Source organism: Halomonas litopenaei (genome assembly GCF_017303055.1).
Classification (GTDB): domain Bacteria; phylum Pseudomonadota; class Gammaproteobacteria; order Pseudomonadales; family Halomonadaceae; genus Halomonas; species Halomonas litopenaei_A.
Window position 1 is genome coordinate 131,408 of record NZ_JAEKJT010000005.1, and the last position, 18,238, is coordinate 149,645.

Genomic DNA, 18,238 nt, shown 5'->3' on the forward strand with positions numbered 1-18,238 from the left:
TTGAAGCTGGGTCGAGAGAAGCTGGGTTAAGAGAAACTGGGTCGAGAGAAGCTGGGTTAAGAGAAACAGGGTCGAGGCCACGCCTCAGTGCGCCAGCACCGATTGGAAAAAGGCGCGGGTTCGATCTTCCTGCGGCGCAGAGAAGATCTGTTCAGGAGCGCCTTCCTCGACGATCTGTCCGGCCTCCATAAAGATCACCCGGTCCGCCACATGGCGGGCGAAGCCCATCTCGTGGGTCACCAGCAGCATGGTCACACCGGTTCCGGCCAGGGTCTTGATGACGTCTAGCACCTCGCCGACCATCTCGGGGTCCAGCGCCGACGTCGGCTCATCGAACAGCAGCACCCGCGGCTCATTGGCCAGTGCCCTGGCGATACCGACCCGCTGCTGCTGGCCGCCAGACAGGGCGCTCGGGTACTTGTACATCTGCTCGGCGATGCCGACCTTCTCCAGCAATTCCTTGGCTCTGGCCTGGGCAGCCCCTGGGCTCCTGCCACGTACCCGGATCGGCCCCAGGGTGACGTTCTCCAGCACCGTCATGTTGGGAAACAGGTTGAAGCTCTGGAACACCATGCCCACGCCCTTGCGCACCTCGATCAGCTCGGGGCCGGGCTGGACCCGGGTGCCATCGACGTAGATGTCGCCGGCGCTGTAGGCCTCCAGATGATTGATGCAGCGAATCAGGGTCGACTTGCCGGAGCCCGACGGGCCGAGGATCGCCACCACCTCGCCTTCCGCCACCTCCAGGTCGATATTCTTCAACGCATGGAAATCACCGTAGTGCTTGTTCACGCCCTTGAGCGAGATGAGGGTTCTGCGGGCGGCGGCGGCTTGGCGGTCAAACGCAGCGGAAGGGGCCTGCGACACCGGCTGGGTCGGTTCAATCATGACAATCTCCTTCAGGCTCGGCCTTGGGCGAAGCGTTTTTCGAGCAAGCCGACCAGCCTCACCAGCGGCAACAGCACCACCAGATACAGCAGCGCTGCGCCAATCAGCGGGGTGGGATTGGCCGCCAGGGCCTGAGCCTGAGTCGCCTGCTTGAGCAGGTCGGGCATCGCCACCACCGAGGCCAGGGCGGTGTCCTTCATCACGTTGATGCAGTTGCTGGTCAGCGGCGGAATGATCAAGCGGATCGCCTGGGGCAGGACCACGTCGCACATCACCCGATACTGACTCAGGCCGATCGACTGGGCGGCCTCGAACTGGCCCCGAGGCACCGCCTCGATGCCGGCGCGATAGATCTCGGCGGCGTAGGCGCTGGAGATCATGGTCAGGGCGGTACAGGCTGCAGCAAACGGTGACAGGGTGATGCCGACGAACGGCAGTGCGTAGTAGACGATGACCAACCACACCAGCACCGGCAGCGATCGAAACACATCGATGTAGGCAATGGTCAGAAAGCGCAGTGGCTTGGGGCCGTAGAGGCGCAACAGCGCCAGCCCCAGCCCGCCGATCAGCCCCAGCAGGATGCTCAAGAAGCCCAGCGCGATGGTCATGCCGAGCCCTTGGACGAGCATCGGGAAGGTGCGTACCAGCACCTCCCATTTAAAGAATGTCTGGACCAGGTCCATTCAACCAGCCTCCACGGCCGAGGGTGGGTGGGCCGTGGCGCGCGGGCGCCACGGCACCGACATCACTTGGCGCTTGGCATATCACGCACGTCGACGGTGCTGGTGCCGGCATCCGGCGCGGCGCCGAACCAGGTCTCGTGCAGTTCGGCGATAAAGCCTTCCTGCTTGAGCTCGGTGATCACCTCACTGGCCTTGGCGGCAAGCTCGGCATCCTTGGCAAACATCATCGAGTACTGCTCACCGCTGGGAATGCGGCTGACCACTTCCAAGTTGGGCTTGTCGCGCACGTAGTACTGCACCGCCGGAATGTCGGAAATGTAGGCGTCGAGGCGGCCGCTGGACAGGTCAAGCATGGCTGGCTGCAGGCCCTCGTAGCGGCGGATCTCCTTGATGCCGTATTGCTCCTGATTCTCGCTGGTCCAGATGTCGCCGGTGGAACCGGTGTCTACGCCAACCACCTTGCCGTCCAGGTCCTCGAGCCCAGTGATGCCCTTGCTGGTGTGAGTCGCCAGAGACTGGTCACTGTCGTAGTAGGGCTGGGCAAAGGACACCGACTCGAGACGCTCATCGGTGATGGTGATGGAGGACACCGCCACGTCGATACGCCCGGACTGTACCGCCGAGAACAGGCCGTTGAAGGGAATGTTGCTGATCTCGACCTCGTCGTAGCCCAGGCGGCTGCCGACCTCGTTGACCAGGTCGATCTCGAAGCCGACGTAGTCACCGCTATCGTCCTGGAATTCCCAGGGCAGGTTGCCGATGTTGGCGCCGACCTTGAGGGTCTCGGCCATGGCGCTGCCAGCGGCAAGGCTCAGGCCCAGGGCGGCGGCCAGGGTCACTACGCGTGGCGTCTTGGAAAAAAGGGTCATGGGACGTTCCTCTGCTTGTTGTCATTGTTGCGGGAGTGGCTATTTTTTGTGCGCCCCCAAGCGGCGGAAGCGCGGTTGTCTCTGTGCCGGTCCTGGGACCGGGTGCCGAGACCAGGCACTGTCGTAGCGATGCTGCTGTTCAGGCCAGTGGTTGGATCAAGCGTCACGCGCCTGATTCGCGCTCCAGCCAGGCTCTGGCGATCTCTTCCCGGGTCGCGAACCAGACCCCCTCGTGAGCCTGGGCGTAGGCGATAAAATCCTTGAGCGCGCGGATCTTTCCGGGCCGCCCGACCATCCGCGGATGCAGCCCCACGGACATCATTCGCGGCCCCCTCGCTGACTCTTCGAACAGCACGTCGAAGCCTTCCTTGAGGTTGTCGAGAAATTCGCGACCGGAGGTCAGTCCTGGCGAGAGCCAGAAGCGGAAGTCGTTCATGTCCGTGGTATAGGGCACCACCAACTGACGCTTGCCCTCCAACTCGGTGAAGTAGGGCACGTCGTCGTTGTAGGCGTCGGCGTCATACAGGAAACCGCCTTCTTCCAACAGCAGGCGCCGAGTATGCACGCTGGGTCCGTAGCGGCAGTACCAGCCAACAGGACGCTTGCCGGTGGTGGCGGTGATGGAGTCGATGGCCAGTCGAATATGCTCACGCTCTTCGTCTTCGCTCAAGCGAAAGACCTCTTCCCAGCGATAGCCGTGGCTGCAGAATTCATGGCCATCGGCACTCGCCACCCGAGCGACGCGGGGGTTTTGCTCAAGGGCCACGGCACAGGCAAAGAAGGTCGAGCGCACCCCGGCCTCGCGCAGGATATCGAGAATTCGCCAGATGCCGACTCGGGAGCCGTACTCGTACATCGATTCCATGGCCAGGTTACGGGTGCCGGCGGGGGTCACGTAGCTGCCCCACTCGGTCATCGATTCCTGGTCATCATCGCCCATGGCGAAGGAGCGCTCGGAGCCCTCCTCGTAGTTGACGACGACGTTGATCGCCAGACGGGCGCCGTTGGGCCAACGCCCGCCGGGGGGAGTATCGGCATAGCCGATGAGGTCGCGCTGCGGCAACATCCTGTCTCTCCTGAGGCCTCGCCATGCTGCACCGAGGCCGTGATTGTTAGTGTTGTTATGTGACCAATATAGGCCGGATCAGGATTGCACGCAATTTTGCGTGCGATAGGGTCAATAAAGCATATTGCTGAAAAATGAACAATGCATTTTCCCAGTCACTGAACGATATCTCTACTGTGCTTCGCCATTCAGCGCGCCCCTTTCTTTTCAAAACACGGGTTTTTTTGTAGCGCAAACCTGTCACCAGGCGCTAATCTCCGGTGCCCGACTCCAACAAGAAGGAAAGGCGACATGTTGACCTGTGGCGAAGCATTGGTTCAGCTACTTGAGGCTTATGGTGTTGATACCGTCTTCGGCATTCCCGGCGTCCACACGGTAGAACTTTACCGAGGACTGCCTGCCACCCGGATCACTCATGTGACACCACGTCACGAGCAGGGTGCTGGCTTTATGGCCGATGGCTATGCACGTGTAACAGGAAAACCAGGCACCTGTTTCATCATTTCTGGTCCAGGAATGACGAATATACTGACCGCCATGGGCCAGGCTTACGCGGATTCCGTGCCCATGCTGGTGATTTCAAGCGTCAACCGACGTGAGCAGCTTGGCCTTGGCGAGGGCCGTCTGCACGAGCTGCCTTCCCAGCGCAACATGGTCGCTGGGGTCAGTGCTTTCAGCCATACCCTGCAGCAGCCCGACGAGCTGCCACGGGTACTGGCCAGAGCCTTTGCGGTGTTCCGCGGGGCTCGCCCAAGACCCGTGCATATCGAAATTCCGATTGATGTCATCACCGCCCCCGCCGATCACCTGATGCTGGAGGCTGCCGCACTGCCAGCCCCTCCCGCACCGGATGCGGCGCTGGTGGACGCCGCCGCCGAGCTGCTGGCAGCGGCCCAGCAGCCGGTCGTCCTGCTTGGGGGCGGCGCTGCCGACCATGCAGAGGCTGCCCGTGCGCTGGTCGAGGCGCTGGATGCCCCCACCACCTGCACTGTCAATGCCAAGGGTCTACTGCCGAAGGGTCATCCACTGGCGCTGGGCTCCACCCAGTCCCTGGACCCTGTGCGCAAGCTGGTACGAGAGGCGGACGTGGTACTGGCCATCGGCACAGAGCTTGGCGAGACCGACTATGACGCGGTCTTCGACGGTAACTTCAGGATCGACGGTCGTTTGATTCGCGTCGACATCGATGCCGAGCAGCTGCAACGTAACCACCTTGCGCACCTTGCCATCGTCAGCGACGCCGGGCGCTTTATGCAGGCGCTGCTCGAGCGTCTTTCTATCCCATCGGCCACCCCATCAGCCGCCGCGACGCCGACGCCAGGACAGCAGCGGGTGGCGGACATCCAGCGTCAGCTCGCCCCCGAGTGGCCGCCTGCCTGGCGCACCCAGCTACGCGTGCTCGAGCTGGTCCAGCGCACGCTGCCAGGCGCTATCGTCGTGGGGGATTCGACCCAGCCGGTCTACTCGGGCAACTTCCTCTACGAGGCCGAGTCGCCGCGCAGCTGGTTCAATTCATCAACCGGCTACGGCACCTTGGGCTACGGCCTTCCCGCCGCCATCGGCGCCAAGCTGGCCGCTCCCCATCGCCCCGTCGTATCGCTGATCGGTGATGGGGGCATCCAGTTCACCCTGCCGGAACTGGCCTCGGCGGTGGAAACCAAGACGCCCATCGTCATCCTGCTGTGGAACAACCAGGGCTACGGCGAGATCAAGCGCTATATGCAGGAGCGGGAAATTCCCACAATAGGGGTGGATATCTATACGCCCGACCTGGTGGCCATCGCGCGGGGCTACGGCTGCGAGGCCCATACCGCGACCGGCCTTGACCACCTTGAGCGTCTGCTGCAACAGGCCAAAGAGGCCGACGGCCCGTGGTTGATCGAGGTGCGTGAAGAGGGCGACTTTGCCTGATCATCCGCTCTTGCAGGCTAACCATCAGCCTGTTGGATGGAAGACAGCAGCCAGTGGCTAAAGGCCTCGATACGATGATCGGGATGTCGTCCGCGTGGCGTCACCACGTAGTAGTTGCCGATCATCAGGGGTGTCGTGGACGCCGCCACCAGCCGCCCATCGGCCAGCTCCTGGTCCACAAAGTAGTCAGGTAGCACGGTGGCTCCCACCCCGTGCAACGCGGCATCCAGCACAAAGCGAAAGTGCTCGAAGCGCTGCCCCGGCAGCGCTTCGATCTGCTCCCCACTGAGCCCAGCCGCCTCCAGCCAGAGAAAGGTCGACGATAGCCGTGCCGAGCTGACGCAGGTGTGGTGAATCAGCGGATAGCGGAGCAACTCTTCGGTGTGATCGATCACGCCATAGCGGTCGCGCAGCGTGGGCGTGCATACCGCCACCAGCGAGCACGGCATCAGCAGTCGGCACTCCAGATCGGGCCACTGCCCATCCCCATAGAGAATCGCCACGTCGAAGCCATCTCGGCGTTCATAGAGCCGCCTCAAGTCATTCATGATTTCGATCTGAATGTCCGGATGGCGCTGCTGAAACGCCGGCAACCGTGGCAACAGCCAGCGCATGGCGAAGGAGGGCTCTGCTCCCACGTGGCACTGCCCCGACCAGCGCGCCAGCAGCTTTGCTGTAGCGGCTTCGATCTGATCCATGGAAGGTGAAATTTCACGCAAGTAATCGGCACCTTCACCGGTCAGCTCTAGCCGTTGACGCACCCGCCGAAACAGCTCGCAACCGAGCATCTCCTCGAGATTTCGGATCTGACGACTGACCGCGCTTTGGGTCAGACTCATCTCTTCCGCCGCCCGGGTCATGCTGAGATGACGTGCGGTTGCCTCGAAGCAGGCGAGAGACACCATGGTGGGCAGTTGACGGGCCACGAAAGTTCATTCCATTTGCGCATGACATGTGAAGAATAAATCGTTATTCGGTTCTCGCCAAGCTTCCTAGACTGATACTCGACAACAACGAATAAACTGGTAACCACATGCACGATATCCCCGAAATAAAAGCGCATTCCGGTGGACTTTTTCAGATATTACGTCAGTATCGTCGCTCCCAACTGCTAAAGTTCCTCCTGCCGACCCTCCTCGGTATTCTGCTGTTTCTGACTCCCGTCTTTGTCGATGGCCGCATCACGGTGATGATTGCCTTCATCGTCGACATCATCAACGCCGTGATCAAACCCATCATGGTGGAAGGTACGGTACTGGTCACCGTCATCCCCACCATCGCCACCGTGGTGGTCAGCCTGACGACGCTGAAGCACAACCAAAACAGGTTCATCCAGCTGTTCAATCCTGGCCCGGTGTGGACGCTGGTACGCGTTACCGGCGCCATTCTGATGGTCATGGTGTACTTCCAGTGGGGCCCTGAGTGGATCTGGCACCGCGACACCGGCGGCGTGCTGCTGTACGACGTGGGCCCCGTGGTGGTGGCGATCTGCCTGCTGTCTTCGGTGCTGTTGCCGCTGCTGACCGACTACGGGCTGATGGAGTTCGTCGGCAGCCTGCTGAGCCGTGCGTTCGAGCGCCTGTTCGGCCTTCCCGGCCGCTCCGCGGTGGATAGCCTGGCGTCCTGGCTGTCATCATCGAGTGTCGGCATCATTCTGACGACGCAACAGTACCGCAACGGCTTCTACTCCATGCGTGAAGCCTGCATCATCTCGACCAACTTCTCGATCGTCTCCCTGGCCTACGCGTACCTGCTGATCAAGCTGATCGGTCTCGAGCAGCACTTCCTGATCTGGTACGCCAGCGTTGCCGTCACGGGCTTCGTCTGCGCCCTGATCATCCCGCGCCTGCCTCCCTTGTCACGCAAGCCTCACTCCTACTTTCCGCCGGAAGGCCAGCAACAGGTGCAAGACCGCCAGACAGGAGAAAGCCTGTTGGCTCTGGGCGTGCGTCGCGCGGTGGAGCGCGCCGAGCACGCTGCTTCCCCGCTGGAGCTGGTCAAGCGTGGCCTGCATGTCGGCGGCGACATCATCATCACGATATACCCGGCGATGATGGTCATCGGCTGTACCGGGCTTGCGCTGGTGCAGTTCACCGATATCGTCCACATCCTCTCGCTGCCACTGGTACCGCTGCTCGACCTGCTGGCGCTGCCGGAAGCTGAACAGGCAGCGCCCGCGCTGCTGGCGGGCCTGATCGACAGCATCATGCCGTCACTGCTAGGGGCTGGCATCGAAAGTGAAGTCACCCGCTTTGTCCTGGCCGGTGTCGCTGTCAATCAGATCGTGTTCTTCACCGAAGTGGCCATCGTGCTCGTCAGAGCCAACATCGGCCTGAGCCTTCTGGACCTGGTGTGGATCTATCTGCTGCGGGTGCTGGTGTCCTTGCCGGTGCTGTCACTGCTCGGCCACCTGCTGCTCGGTTGACGAAAACGGCACGGTGGCCCCCGGCACCGTGCCCATCCCCACGCTGTCACTGCACGCGTCGGTACTTGTGAACGTCAGGGGCCTCACGGCCCCTTGTCGATGATTACCTTCAGGAAATCGATGTCATGGCGAATGCCTCACCACTTTCCGCCCCTCACATGGGCAGCCAGCTTCCACAGGCTGACCTGGTCCTTACCAACGGCCGTATCTATACCGTCAATGAGGCCCAGCCCTGGGCCCAGGCAGTCGCCATTGCCAATGGGCGCTTCCTCGTGGTGGGTGATGACACCGACGTTGCCGCAACCATCGGCCCCCACACCCGGGTGGTGGACCTGAAAGGTCGCTTTGCCATGCCTGGTCTGTATGACATGCATACCCATCCGGATCTTGCGCTGGCCCCTGACTATGCCGGCTATCTGGATGTGGGCATCGAGGACCCGACGCCCGCCCAGGTCCGGCAGGCGATCCTCGACTATGCCGAGCAGACGCCCGAAGGCTGGATCTACGGCGCCTATTTCGTCCGCTACACCTTCAAGCAGGCCGGGCTGACGGCGGACCGCCACTGGCTCGACAGCGTCATTGCCGACAGGCCGGTGGCCATTCTCGATCGCTCATGGGGTTGCATGCTGGCCAACTCCAAGGCGCTAGAACTGGCGGGCATCACGGCGGACACCAGCGACCCCCGCCATGGCTACATCGAGCGCGACAGCATCAGCGGAGAACCCACCGGTATTCTGGTCGACGGCGCCTACGCCATGATCCATGCCGCCATGCCGCCGACACCGGCCCAGGCGCTCTACCGCGCCTACCGCGATGGGGTGCATTTCCAAAGCTCACGCGGGGTGGTCGGCACCAAGTACGTGCACGTCTGCGAGCATCGACTGGATGCGCTCAAGCGGCTGGATCAGGAAGGCCGCCTGACCGCACGGGTCGAAGCCGCCATCAGCTGGCAGGATGACATCTTCCCGGTCAAGCGTCGCTGGGAGCTGCTGGCCGGTGAGCGTCACTTCTATCGCAGCGCCAGACTCAACGCCAACGCGGTCAAGTTTCACTTCGACGGCACCCATGAATCCCGTTCGTCCTATCTGTCGAGCCCCTGGCCCGGCGAGAAGGACTGGCAAGGGCATCTGAACCTGACCCCCGAGCACGTCTGCGACATGATCGCCGACATGGATCGCCGAGGCATTCGAGTCATCGCCCACTGCACCGGCGATGGCGCCTCGGACATTTTTCTCAATGCCATCGCCGAGGCCAAGCGTCGTAATGGCGGCATGCGCATGCGCCACCAGTGCGCCCACAGCACCACCCTGCTCGACGCCAATCTGCCGCGCTTCGCCGAGCTGGATGCGATTGCCGAATTCTCGCCGGTGGGCTGGTTCCCCTCATCGTTCGCCTACGCACGTGCCGTGTTCGGTGAACAGCGCATGCAGCGCGCCTACAACTTTGCCGGCGTGTTGCAGGCAGGCGGTGTCGCGGTGATGGGCACCGATTGGCCGGTCTCGAACCCAGACCCGTGGATCGGGCTGGAAGCCATGGTCACCCGCGCCAATCCCTGGTCACAGGACGACGAGACCTTCCACGGCACCCCCATCAGCCTGGAGCAGGCCATCCGCGTGGCGACCCTCAATGGCGCCTACGCCATGGGCATGGAGCACCAGGCCGGCTCCATCGAGGTCGGCAAGTCTGCCGACCTGATCGTGCTGGACCGCAACCTGTTCGAGGTGCCCGCCCGTGGCGGCATTCATGCCACCCAGGTGGAGTGGACACTGCTGGAAGGTCGCCCGACCTGGGACGCCGCAGGTGACTTCCAGCAGAGCGAGCTCGAAGCCGTGTGGACTCAGGCGCCGCCGGCGTTCTGAGACACCACGTTGCGATGACTAAAGCCTAACGCCCAGGAGACGGCCCATGGCATCTTCACTCCCTGTCGTTCCCGTCACCTTGATCACCGGGTTTCTCGGGGCGGGAAAGACGACCCTTCTCAACCACCTGCTGCATGCCACCAGCGGTCGGCGCGTCGCGGTGATGGTCAATGACTTTGGCGCCATCAATATCGACAAGGACTTGATCATCAGCGAAACCCAGACCACCGTCAGCCTGGCAAACGGCTGCATCTGCTGCACGGTGGAGGGCGATCTTATCGATCAGCTGACGGGACTGCTGAACATGCAGGCAGGCCGCCCGGAGCACATCGTGATCGAGGCCAGCGGTGTCTCCAATCCGACCAAGATCGCCAGTACGCTGCGCTACCCGATCTTTCGAGACAGGGTCACCATCGACAGTATTCTCACGGTGGTCGACGCCGAACAGTTCGATCGCCTGGATGGCGATATGGCGAGACTGGCCACGGAGCAGCTGGATGTGGCCGATATAGTGATACTGAACAAGACCGATCTGGCCAGCGATGCGCAGATTAACGCCTTCGAGCGCCGTTGGCTCTACCCGGGAGTTCGTCTATACAAGACCCAGCGGGGACAGGTGCCGCTCTCGATGGTACTGGGCGTCGATGCGGGTCAGCGCCCCATATCGCTGCGGGCGATACCATCATCCCCCGGTGGCCTGGTCGCTCCACGCCAGGGCGCCGGTGAGGACCATGCCGCCCGTTTTACCAGCACCCACTGGACCAGCCGTTATCCCGTCCGGCTGCAGGCGCTGCGAGAAGCGCTGCGCGCACTTCCCGCTTCCATCTACCGGGCCAAGGGGGTCTGCTATCCCGAGGAGATGAACGGTCGCGCGGTAGCGGTGCACCTGGTCGGCAGCCGTATCGATATAGCGCCCCTTGGAGACAGTGGTTTGGCAGATACCTCCATGGCAGAAAGTACCTTGGCAGATACCTCCATGGCAGACGCCTGCAGCCGCCTGATCATGATCGCCCCGCTAGGAGGCATCGACCCGCTGACGCTGCAGGAAACGCTGGATGCTTGCGTGGTGTGGCCAACCGACATAGAAAAGGCCCACCACGATGCGCGTCCACAAGCGTCCGTGACACAGGACATGGCCCCACCAACGACCCATCAGGACGGGAATACCGAGTATGCGTGAACAGCGCTGCCCGCTGCTGCCAGCGGTGCATGGAGTGGAACGAACCCTGACCAGCCTTCACTTTGGTGAAGGGGCTCGCAAGGCCTACCTGCAGGCCAGCCTGCATGGCGATGAAATTCCCGGCATGCTGGTGCTCCACCACCTGCGCCAGTTGATCGCCAAGGCCGAAGACAGCCACCTGCTGCGCGGGGAGATCGTCCTGGTCCCGGTGGCCAACCCCATCGCCCTGGGCCAACGCCTGATGCACGATGCCATGGGCCGCTTCGACTTCACCACCGGCCTCAACTTCAATCGTGACTATCCGGATCTGGCCACCCCCCTGATGGCGGCGCTGGAAGGGCAACTCGGCCCTTCCCCCCAGGACAACCGCCGGATCATCCGCCAGGCCCTGGCGGGGGCCATCGACAGGCTGCCCTGTGACAGCGATATCCGGTCACTCAAGCAGGCCCAACTGCGTCTGGCCCATGACGCCGACCTGGTGCTGGACCTGCACTGCGATGCCCAGGCGATTGTTCATCTGTATCTGGAAGCCCCCTACTGGCCACAGCTCGAGCCGTTGGCCCGCTACCTGGGCGCTGAGGCCATGCTGCTGGGGACAGGCACCGGATCCTTTTCCTTCGACGAGGCCTGCGGCCAGCCCTGGTGGCGGCTGGCCGACCACTTTGAGGATCGCTTCCCGGTTCCCGCGGCCTGCGTTACCGCCACCGTGGAACTGCGCGGAGAGCAGGACGTAGACCACGACACCGCACGGGCCGATGCCATTGCCCTGTATCGCTACCTGGTCCAGCAAGGCTTCATCGCTGACGAGATTCCCCCGGCGCCCGCCTTGAAGGCCGAGCCCACCCCGTTCCAGGGCGCCCTGACCATCAAGGCGCCGGTGGCGGGAGTGGTGGCCTTTCATGTGGCCCCCGGGGATCGCGTTGACGTCGGCCAGCGGCTGGCGGATCTGGTCGACCCACTCACGGCGGAGGTGACGCCGGTGGTCAGCGCCAGTCAGGGCGTCGTCTACATGCGCACATCCAGTCGCTATCTGCCCCCCGGTGCAGAACTGTGCAAGATCGCCGGAAAAACCCCGCTGGACCAGGGGGGGCAGGTATCTGCCTGACGCGCTCAGGACACCCTATGGGTCCCATGACCTCACAGCATTTACGCCAGACCATTGACACCAGATCGTCTACGCCAGGCACTCGCCAAAGCCTGGCTCAATAGCTCAGGAGCTTTGCATGAAATATTCCTCATTGGTGGGCCGTATCGCCGGCGAGACCGTTACCGCCTGGGACATCCACTTCGCGGCCTGTGACGCCGCCGAACGGGGTGAAGACGTCATTGTGCTGAGTATCGGCGACCCCGACTTCACCACCGACCCCCGCATCATCGAAGCTGCCGTGGATGCGCTGGCGGCTGGCGATACCCACTACACCCCAGTGACCGGGCGTGAAGAGGTGCGCCATGCCATCGCCGCCAAACAGCGCCGCCTCCAGGGCACGCCGGTCTCCGCCGATGAGGTGACGCTGGTGGCGGGGGCACAAAATGGGCTGTTCGCCACCGCCCTGTGTCTGTTTGAACACGGCGACGACGTGCTCGTCCCCGAACCCATGTACCTGACCTATGCCGCCAGCCTGCAGGCGTCCGGGGCACGCATGGTGCCCATCGCCCAGCATGCCGATGACGACTTCCGGCTGACCCGAGAGGCGATAGAAGCGGCGCTGACGCCCAACACCCGCGGCATCGCCTTTGCCACGCCCAACAATCCCACGGGCAACGTCTACCGCCCGGAAGAGCTCGAGGCAATCGCCGAGATCGCGCGGCGCCATGACCTGTGGGTGATCTCCGACGAGGTCTACGGTCAGCTGACCTATGACTGCGACCATCAAAGCATTGCCAGCCTGCCGGGTATGCAGGAGCGGACCATTGTCATCAACAGCCTGTCGAAATCCCATGCCATGACCGGTTGGCGTACCGGCTGGGTGGTGGGACCGAAGACGCTGATCGGGCATCTGGATAACCTGCTGCTGAGCATGCTGTATGGCCTGCCAGGTTTCGTTCAGCAGGCCACTCTGCGTGCCCTGGAGCTGGACGACGACGTTGTCGACCAGGCGCGCGAGGTCTACCGGCGCCGCCGGGCGATAGTGATGGAGGGTCTGGGACAGTGCTCGCGGCTTGGCATCAAGGCGCCCGAGGCGGGTATGTTCATGCTGGTGGACATCCGCGAGACGGGGCTTTCGAGCATCGACTTCGCCTGGCAGCTGTTCCGAAGCACCGGAGTCTCGGTACTGGATGCGGAAGCCTTCGGCAGCAGCGCCAAAGGCTTCGTGCGGCTATCCTTCGCCGTGTCCGAAGCGCAGCTTGAAGACGCCTGCCAGCGCATCGCACGCTTTGTGGATGGACTGCCGACGAGCGCAAACCAAGCCAACGCAATGCAGCTGTAGCGTCGCATTACCTGCCTTTCCGGCATGATGGCAAGCTCTGGAGGCCATTGCAGGATCAGCATGATCTCGACGGCGGCCTCCAGAGACCTTCATGGTTTTCTCTGGACTCCCTCGCTAGCGCGGAATCACCCCATCAACGCTGGCTGCCGACGTCCAGCACCAGCTTCCCCACGTGATGCTTTTCCTGAAAGCGCTGCTGCGCCGTAGCGATGTCATCAAGCGTAAAGGTTGCTGCCACCAGGGGGGCAACCTGCCCCTGCTCGATACGCTCGACCAGGTTGCCGAAGACCTCCTCAGCCAACACGGTACAGCCCAACAGGCTGAGGTCCTTGAGGTAGAGCGTGCGAACGTCCAGCTCCACTAGAGGGCCCGCGATGGCGCCCGCAACAGCGTAACGTCCCCCCGGGCGCAGCACGTTCAAATACTCAGGCCATTGCTCGCCCGCTACCAGATCGATCACTACGTCGACGCTATTCGCAGCGACATGCTCAGACAACGGCTGATCCCTCAGCACGATCTGGTTGGCACCCAGCTCACGCAGGATCTGCGCCTTGCCCTTCCCGGTCATGGCGATTACATCAGCTCCTCGGGCCTTGGCCAGCTGGACCACTGCAGACCCCACACCTCCGGAAGCCCCTGTCACCAGGACCTTGTCGCCTTCCACCACCTGGGCCCGGGTCAACATGTTTTCCGCGGTGGAGTAGGAACAGGGGAAGGACGCCAGCTCAACGTCGGAGAGCGCACTCTCGATACGGTAGGCATGTCGAGACGCCACCTTGGTGAACTCTGCAAAACCGCCATCACATTCCGAACCGAAATACCAAGGAGCCGCCAGTTCCTGTCCAGCACTCTCGCGGACACAAGGTTCAATCAACACTCTCTCGCCCACCCGCGAGTCGTCGACACCACGACCTACAGCGACGATCCGGCCACACACATCAGCGCCCTGAATACGCGGGAACCGCAGAGGCTGACCAGACCAGCTGGCATCTTCGCTGTCACCGTCACCCTTGGAGTACCAGGCAAGGCGCGTATTAATATCGGTGTTGTTGACCCCGGCAGCCGCTACCTTGATCAGCACCTCTCCAGGGCCAGGCTGAGGCACCTGAAGGTCTTCACGGTATACCAGCATCTCAGGGCCGCCATGGCCCAGCAGCTGAACGCCTTTCATCATGTGGCATGGAACATCGTTCATCAGACATCTCCCAACAGTCGTCGAGCGGCTCGCTGGGCCGCGTGGATGGCAGCATCACCCTGAGTGGGCCAGGCACTGGAGGCACCTTCGTGGAGCAAAAACAGTTCTGCCGCCAGGTCAGGCCTGCCGCTGGCACTGCCCATCAGTTCACGCACCTCTCGCTTGTGGCGCATGACCGAGTCGGTGATGTGGACGTTGCCGGGAAACGCCGCAAAGGCACTCATCGACATACAGCCGTGGGGAGCATTGTCGGCCATCCACCTCCCTAGCCGATCAAACAGCACACAGATTGCTTCCGCCCCCGGAGCGGGCAGCGACTGTGACAGCAGCGCCAGATACCGCGCGTGTCGGTGATCCAGCGCGCCGATGACCATGGCCTCCTTGGAAGGGAAGTGCCGATACAAGGTCCTCAAGCTGACGCCCGAGGCAATCTTGAGCTCCGGCACGCTGGGCTCGGCGAAGCCACGCTGACTAAAGGCGGTTTCCAGCCCTTCGGCAATCTGTTCTCGATTCATGCACTGTCCTGGAGAAGGTGGTAGCGGCGCTACCTACTCTTCGTGGTAGAAAGAATATTCTACCACGAAGAGTAGAACATTCTTTCTACCCAAGGCAACCCATCGCGTTAGCGCCTGACGTCCAGCGGTGTTGCGGCGTCGGCAGCATTTGCGACCTTGCGGCGAAGCTTTGCCGTCTAGGGACACGAACTTTGCGCTGACGCGTGACAAACCTTAGGGTTTTCACCACATCATTGCGCATTATCCGTTCGATATTGCTAACCATCGGGAGTTACTCCATGGAAACCTCCAATCCTGCTGGGAATTCCGGCAAAGAGCGCCGTTTTTTCGGCCATCCCTGGCCACTGGCCACCCTGTTCGGCATGGAGGTGTGGGAGCGCTTCTCTTTCTATGGCATGCAGGCGATCCTGCTGATCTACCTGTACTACGAGGCCAGCCGTGGTGGCCTGGCGATGGATCAATCGGTGGCCATCGGCATCGTCGGCGCTTATGGAAGCTCGGTGTATCTGGCGACCATTCTTGGTGGCTGGTTAGCCGACCGGGTCTTTGGGGCTGAGCGCACCCTGTTCTACTCCGGCATCGTGGTCATGCTCGGCCATATTGCCCTGGCGATCCTGCCAGGGGTCTACGGCGTGACAGCAGGCCTGATGCTAGTCGCTTTGGGCAGCGGTGGGGTCAAGGCCACCTGCTCGGCGCTGGTGGGCGCGCTCTACGAAGCGGGCAGTCCCAAGCGAGACGCAGGGTTCTCGATCTTCTATCTGGGCATCAATATCGGTGGCTTCGTCGGCCCTCTGCTGACCGGGCTGCTACAGCAAAAGGCCGGTTTTCATGTCGGCTTCGGTATCGCAGCGGTCGGTATGGCCATCGGCCTGGCCCAGTACACCGCGGGTCGCAAGGGCCTGCCGGATGACCAGAAGGTCGCCCCGAACCCTGTCGCGCCCACGACCCTCAAACGCTATCTGGTCATGGCGGTGATCGCGATCACCGTTCTGGTCGTAGCCACCCTGGGCGGGCTGGTACGCGCCAACAACCTGTCCGAAGTGATGCTGGCCATCATTGCCGTCGCCACTGTCGCCTACTTCGCCACCATCCTGCGCTCGTCACAGGTCACCCGCGAAGAGCGCAGCCGAGTCTTGGCCTTTATCCCGCTGTTTCTGACCAGTGCCGCCTACTGGGCGCTCTACAGCCAGTCCTATACCGTGATCACTGCCTTCTTCGACCAGCGCGTGGATCGCGTCGTGTTCGGTTGGGAGATTCCCGTTGGCTGGCTGGTATCGGTACAGGCGCTGACCATCATTCTGTTCTCCGGTGTCTTTGCCTGGCTGTGGACGACGCTGGGCAAACGCCAACCCTCGTCTGCCGGCAAGTTCGTCATTGCCATGGCCATCATCGGTGCGACCTTCCTGGGGTACCTGCCGTTTCTCGGTGAGGACGGTTCAAGCATGCCCCTGATCATGCTGGTGCTGTTACTGCTGGGCTTCACCGCCTCTGAACTGTGCCTGTCCCCCATTGGCCTGTCAGTGACCACGAAACTGGCGCCGCGCTCCTTCCAGACTCAGATGATGGCGCTGTTCTTCCTGTCGTTGTCACTTGGCTTCGCTGCCGGCGGCAAGCTGGGCGCTTTCTATACCGAGGACAGCGAAGTCGGCTACTTTATCGCCATGGCGGCGATTGGCGGGGGTAGCGCCCTGCTGCTGGCTCTTTGCCTGCCCTTCATCCGCCGGGCGATGCGCGGCGCCGACTGAGTCTGCCCTCTCCCCGCCCCTGCCACAGGGGACACACTCCGCACACGACGTGCCAGGCGGCCATCGCCGCCTGGTTGTTGCATCGATTCAGGACGCAGGAAACCAACATGCCGACCGACCACGCCATCCAGGGCCTGCATATCACCGACCATAGACTGACCGTGCCCCTTGACTGGTCCCATCCGGACAACGGCGACACCCTCAGCCTGTTCTATCGCGAGGTCTCTGCCGCACAGCGTCAGGATGAGGATCTACCACTGCTGGTGTTTCTCCAGGGGGGGCCGGGGGGCAAGTCTCCCCGCCCCACAGCCCATGGGCCTGGCTGGTTGCACGAGGCGCTGAAGCACTACCGGGTGATCCTGCCGGATCAGCGGGGTACGGGGCGTAGCTCGCGTATCACCGGCGACATCATGGCCGCCTTCCACGATGCCGAAGCCGCTGCGGAATATCTGGCCTGCTTCGATGCCCACGCGGTCGTGGCGGATCTCGAGCACCTGCGCAAGACTCGCTATCAAGGGGCGCGCTGGGCGACCCTGGGCCAGAGCTACGGTGGTTTCCTTACACTGACCTACCTGTCCTATGCGCCTCAGGGACTCGAGAGGTGCTATATCACCGGCGGGCTCCCTGCCATCGAAGCCGACCCCGACGAGGTCTATCGACGTACCCATCGGCGGGTGGCGGCCAAGCTGGACGCTTATCTGGCGCGCTTTCCGGCTGACAAGGACCAGCTCGATGCCATCGCCGATCACCTGCTCGACCACGATGTGCGCCTGCCCAATGGTGATCCGTTCAGCGTCCGCCGCTTGCAGAGCCTGGGCCTGATGCTCGGCATGGGTGACGGTGCCGAGCGCCTGCACTGGTTGCTGGAAGAAGCCTTCAGCGATGATGACCGTCGCCACCTCAATCACCACTTCCTGGTGGAGGTGATGACGCTGACCGGGTTTGACGAGAACCCGCTGTTTGCCGCCATTCACGAGAATATCTACGCCCGCCCCGAGGGCACCTGCAACTGGTCCGCCGAACGCCAGCGCGGCGATATCTTCGACGAAACGCGGCGTCCGCTCAGCTTGACCGGCGAGATGATCTACCCCTGGATGTTCGACGACATCCAGGCCCTTAGGCCGTTTCGCGACGCCGTACACCGGTTGGCACAGCGCCGCCTGTCCCACCCCTTCTACGATCGCCACCAACTGGCCGCCAATCAGGTCCCGGTGATGGCATTGATTTACTTCGACGACATGTACGTGGACGCCGAACTGTCGTTGGCCACCGCCGAGGCCATTCCCCACCTGCGCTACTGGATCACCAACGAGTACGAGCACGATGGCCTGCGCCAGGATCCGACGGTGCTGCGCCGCCTAATGTCGATGGATGAGGGATGACTGCGCTAGACCGTGTGCTGGCGATGAGGTGGCAATTCGCGTAAGAGTATCGGCACACAGAGACAGATAAATGGCCATCGCGTCAGCGCTG

General features: G+C 62.5%; 15 protein-coding genes. 8 read left to right on the top strand and 7 right to left on the bottom strand.

Annotated features, from left to right (window positions below; translation table 11 throughout):
• Positions 1-84: 84 nt before the first annotated feature.
• The 4 genes from JF545_RS10755 to JF545_RS10770 all read right to left on the bottom strand — a co-directional run bounded on the left by JF545_RS10755 (position 85) and on the right by JF545_RS10770 (position 3,506).
• Complete coding sequence (locus JF545_RS10755; protein WP_206941980.1) at positions 85-888, bottom strand: amino acid ABC transporter ATP-binding protein; 804 nt, start codon at positions 886-888, stop codon at positions 85-87.
• 11 nt (positions 889-899) lie between these two features.
• A complete protein-coding gene (locus tag JF545_RS10760) occupies positions 900-1,571 on the bottom strand; it encodes an amino acid ABC transporter permease (RefSeq protein ID WP_206941982.1) in 672 nt (223 codons plus the stop codon).
• 62 nt (positions 1,572-1,633) lie between these two features.
• Complete coding sequence (locus tag JF545_RS10765) at positions 1,634-2,440, bottom strand: transporter substrate-binding domain-containing protein (protein ID WP_206941983.1); 807 nt, start codon at positions 2,438-2,440, stop codon at positions 1,634-1,636.
• A 163-nt stretch (positions 2,441-2,603) separates the two neighbouring features.
• Positions 2,604-3,506: an allantoinase PuuE gene (locus JF545_RS10770; RefSeq protein ID WP_206941985.1), complete on the bottom strand. Its 903-nt coding sequence runs from the start codon at positions 3,504-3,506 to the stop codon at positions 2,604-2,606.
• A 291-nt stretch (positions 3,507-3,797) separates the two neighbouring features.
• On the opposite strand from JF545_RS10770, the gene JF545_RS10775 reads away from it, so the two are divergent.
• Entirely contained in the window at positions 3,798-5,417 is a 1,620-nt protein-coding gene (locus JF545_RS10775; protein ID WP_206941987.1) for a 5-guanidino-2-oxopentanoate decarboxylase, read from the top strand.
• Between the two features lie 17 nt (positions 5,418-5,434).
• Here JF545_RS10775 and JF545_RS10780 read toward each other — a convergent pair whose 3' ends face one another.
• Positions 5,435-6,343, bottom strand: coding sequence for a LysR substrate-binding domain-containing protein (locus JF545_RS10780; protein WP_206941989.1), 909 nt, complete (start codon positions 6,341-6,343; stop codon positions 5,435-5,437).
• Positions 6,344-6,450: 107 nt separating this feature from the next.
• On the opposite strand from JF545_RS10780, the gene JF545_RS10785 reads away from it, so the two are divergent.
• From JF545_RS10785 to JF545_RS10805, 5 genes are all read left to right on the top strand, one after another.
• Positions 6,451-7,842: a YjiH family protein gene (locus JF545_RS10785; RefSeq protein WP_206941990.1), complete on the top strand. Its 1,392-nt coding sequence runs from the start codon at positions 6,451-6,453 to the stop codon at positions 7,840-7,842.
• A gap of 125 nt (positions 7,843-7,967) precedes the next feature.
• Positions 7,968-9,701, top strand: coding sequence for an amidohydrolase (locus JF545_RS10790; RefSeq protein ID WP_206941992.1), 1,734 nt, complete (start codon positions 7,968-7,970; stop codon positions 9,699-9,701).
• A gap of 46 nt (positions 9,702-9,747) precedes the next feature.
• Positions 9,748-10,881, top strand: coding sequence for a CobW family GTP-binding protein (locus tag JF545_RS10795; protein ID WP_206941994.1), 1,134 nt, complete (start codon positions 9,748-9,750; stop codon positions 10,879-10,881).
• Positions 10,874-11,986 carry a succinylglutamate desuccinylase/aspartoacylase family protein gene (locus JF545_RS10800; protein WP_206941996.1) on the top strand — a complete coding sequence of 371 codons (1,113 nt, stop codon included), beginning with the start codon at positions 10,874-10,876 and terminating at the stop codon, positions 11,984-11,986. Before JF545_RS10795 ends, JF545_RS10800 begins: the two co-directional genes overlap by 8 nt.
• A gap of 118 nt (positions 11,987-12,104) precedes the next feature.
• Entirely contained in the window at positions 12,105-13,310 is a 1,206-nt protein-coding gene (locus JF545_RS10805) for a pyridoxal phosphate-dependent aminotransferase (protein WP_206941998.1), read from the top strand.
• Positions 13,311-13,443: 133 nt separating this feature from the next.
• Here the strand turns inward: JF545_RS10805 and JF545_RS10810 are convergent, their stop codons facing one another.
• A complete protein-coding gene (locus JF545_RS10810; protein WP_206941999.1) occupies positions 13,444-14,505 on the bottom strand; it encodes an alcohol dehydrogenase family protein in 1,062 nt (353 codons plus the stop codon).
• Positions 14,505-15,020, bottom strand: coding sequence for a TetR/AcrR family transcriptional regulator (locus JF545_RS10815; protein ID WP_206942001.1), 516 nt, complete (start codon positions 15,018-15,020; stop codon positions 14,505-14,507). Before JF545_RS10815 ends, JF545_RS10810 begins: the two co-directional genes overlap by 1 nt.
• A 278-nt stretch (positions 15,021-15,298) precedes the next feature.
• On the opposite strand from JF545_RS10815, the gene JF545_RS10820 reads away from it, so the two are divergent.
• Positions 15,299-16,765, top strand: a complete 1,467-nt coding sequence (locus tag JF545_RS10820; RefSeq protein ID WP_206942002.1) for a peptide MFS transporter — start codon at positions 15,299-15,301, stop codon at positions 16,763-16,765.
• 107 nt (positions 16,766-16,872) lie between these two features.
• Positions 16,873-18,147 carry an alpha/beta fold hydrolase gene (locus tag JF545_RS10825; RefSeq protein ID WP_206942003.1) on the top strand — a complete coding sequence of 425 codons (1,275 nt, stop codon included), beginning with the start codon at positions 16,873-16,875 and terminating at the stop codon, positions 18,145-18,147.
• The last annotated feature ends 91 nt before the right edge of the window (positions 18,148-18,238 follow it).

What these genes read in the sequence shown, in the direction of transcription:
- JF545_RS10755 (WP_206941980.1), bottom strand. Translation starts at nt 888, where the DNA reads ATGATTGAACCGACCCAGCCGGTGTCGCAGGCCCCTTCCGCTGCGTTT.
- JF545_RS10760 (WP_206941982.1), bottom strand. Translation starts at nt 1,571, where the DNA reads ATGGACCTGGTCCAGACATTCTTTAAATGGGAGGTGCTGGTACGCACC.
- JF545_RS10765 (WP_206941983.1), bottom strand. Translation starts at nt 2,440, where the DNA reads ATGACCCTTTTTTCCAAGACGCCACGCGTAGTGACCCTGGCCGCCGCC.
- JF545_RS10770 (WP_206941985.1), bottom strand. Translation starts at nt 3,506, where the DNA reads ATGTTGCCGCAGCGCGACCTCATCGGCTATGCCGATACTCCCCCCGGC.
- JF545_RS10775 (WP_206941987.1), top strand. Translation starts at nt 3,798, where the DNA reads ATGTTGACCTGTGGCGAAGCATTGGTTCAGCTACTTGAGGCTTATGGT.
- JF545_RS10785 (WP_206941990.1), top strand. Translation starts at nt 6,451, where the DNA reads ATGCACGATATCCCCGAAATAAAAGCGCATTCCGGTGGACTTTTTCAG.
- JF545_RS10790 (WP_206941992.1), top strand. Translation starts at nt 7,968, where the DNA reads ATGGCGAATGCCTCACCACTTTCCGCCCCTCACATGGGCAGCCAGCTT.
- JF545_RS10795 (WP_206941994.1), top strand. Translation starts at nt 9,748, where the DNA reads ATGGCATCTTCACTCCCTGTCGTTCCCGTCACCTTGATCACCGGGTTT.
- JF545_RS10800 (WP_206941996.1), top strand. Translation starts at nt 10,874, where the DNA reads ATGCGTGAACAGCGCTGCCCGCTGCTGCCAGCGGTGCATGGAGTGGAA.
- JF545_RS10805 (WP_206941998.1), top strand. Translation starts at nt 12,105, where the DNA reads ATGAAATATTCCTCATTGGTGGGCCGTATCGCCGGCGAGACCGTTACC.
- JF545_RS10810 (WP_206941999.1), bottom strand. Translation starts at nt 14,505, where the DNA reads ATGAACGATGTTCCATGCCACATGATGAAAGGCGTTCAGCTGCTGGGC.
- JF545_RS10815 (WP_206942001.1), bottom strand. Translation starts at nt 15,020, where the DNA reads ATGAATCGAGAACAGATTGCCGAAGGGCTGGAAACCGCCTTTAGTCAG.
- JF545_RS10820 (WP_206942002.1), top strand. Translation starts at nt 15,299, where the DNA reads ATGGAAACCTCCAATCCTGCTGGGAATTCCGGCAAAGAGCGCCGTTTT.
- JF545_RS10825 (WP_206942003.1), top strand. Translation starts at nt 16,873, where the DNA reads ATGCCGACCGACCACGCCATCCAGGGCCTGCATATCACCGACCATAGA.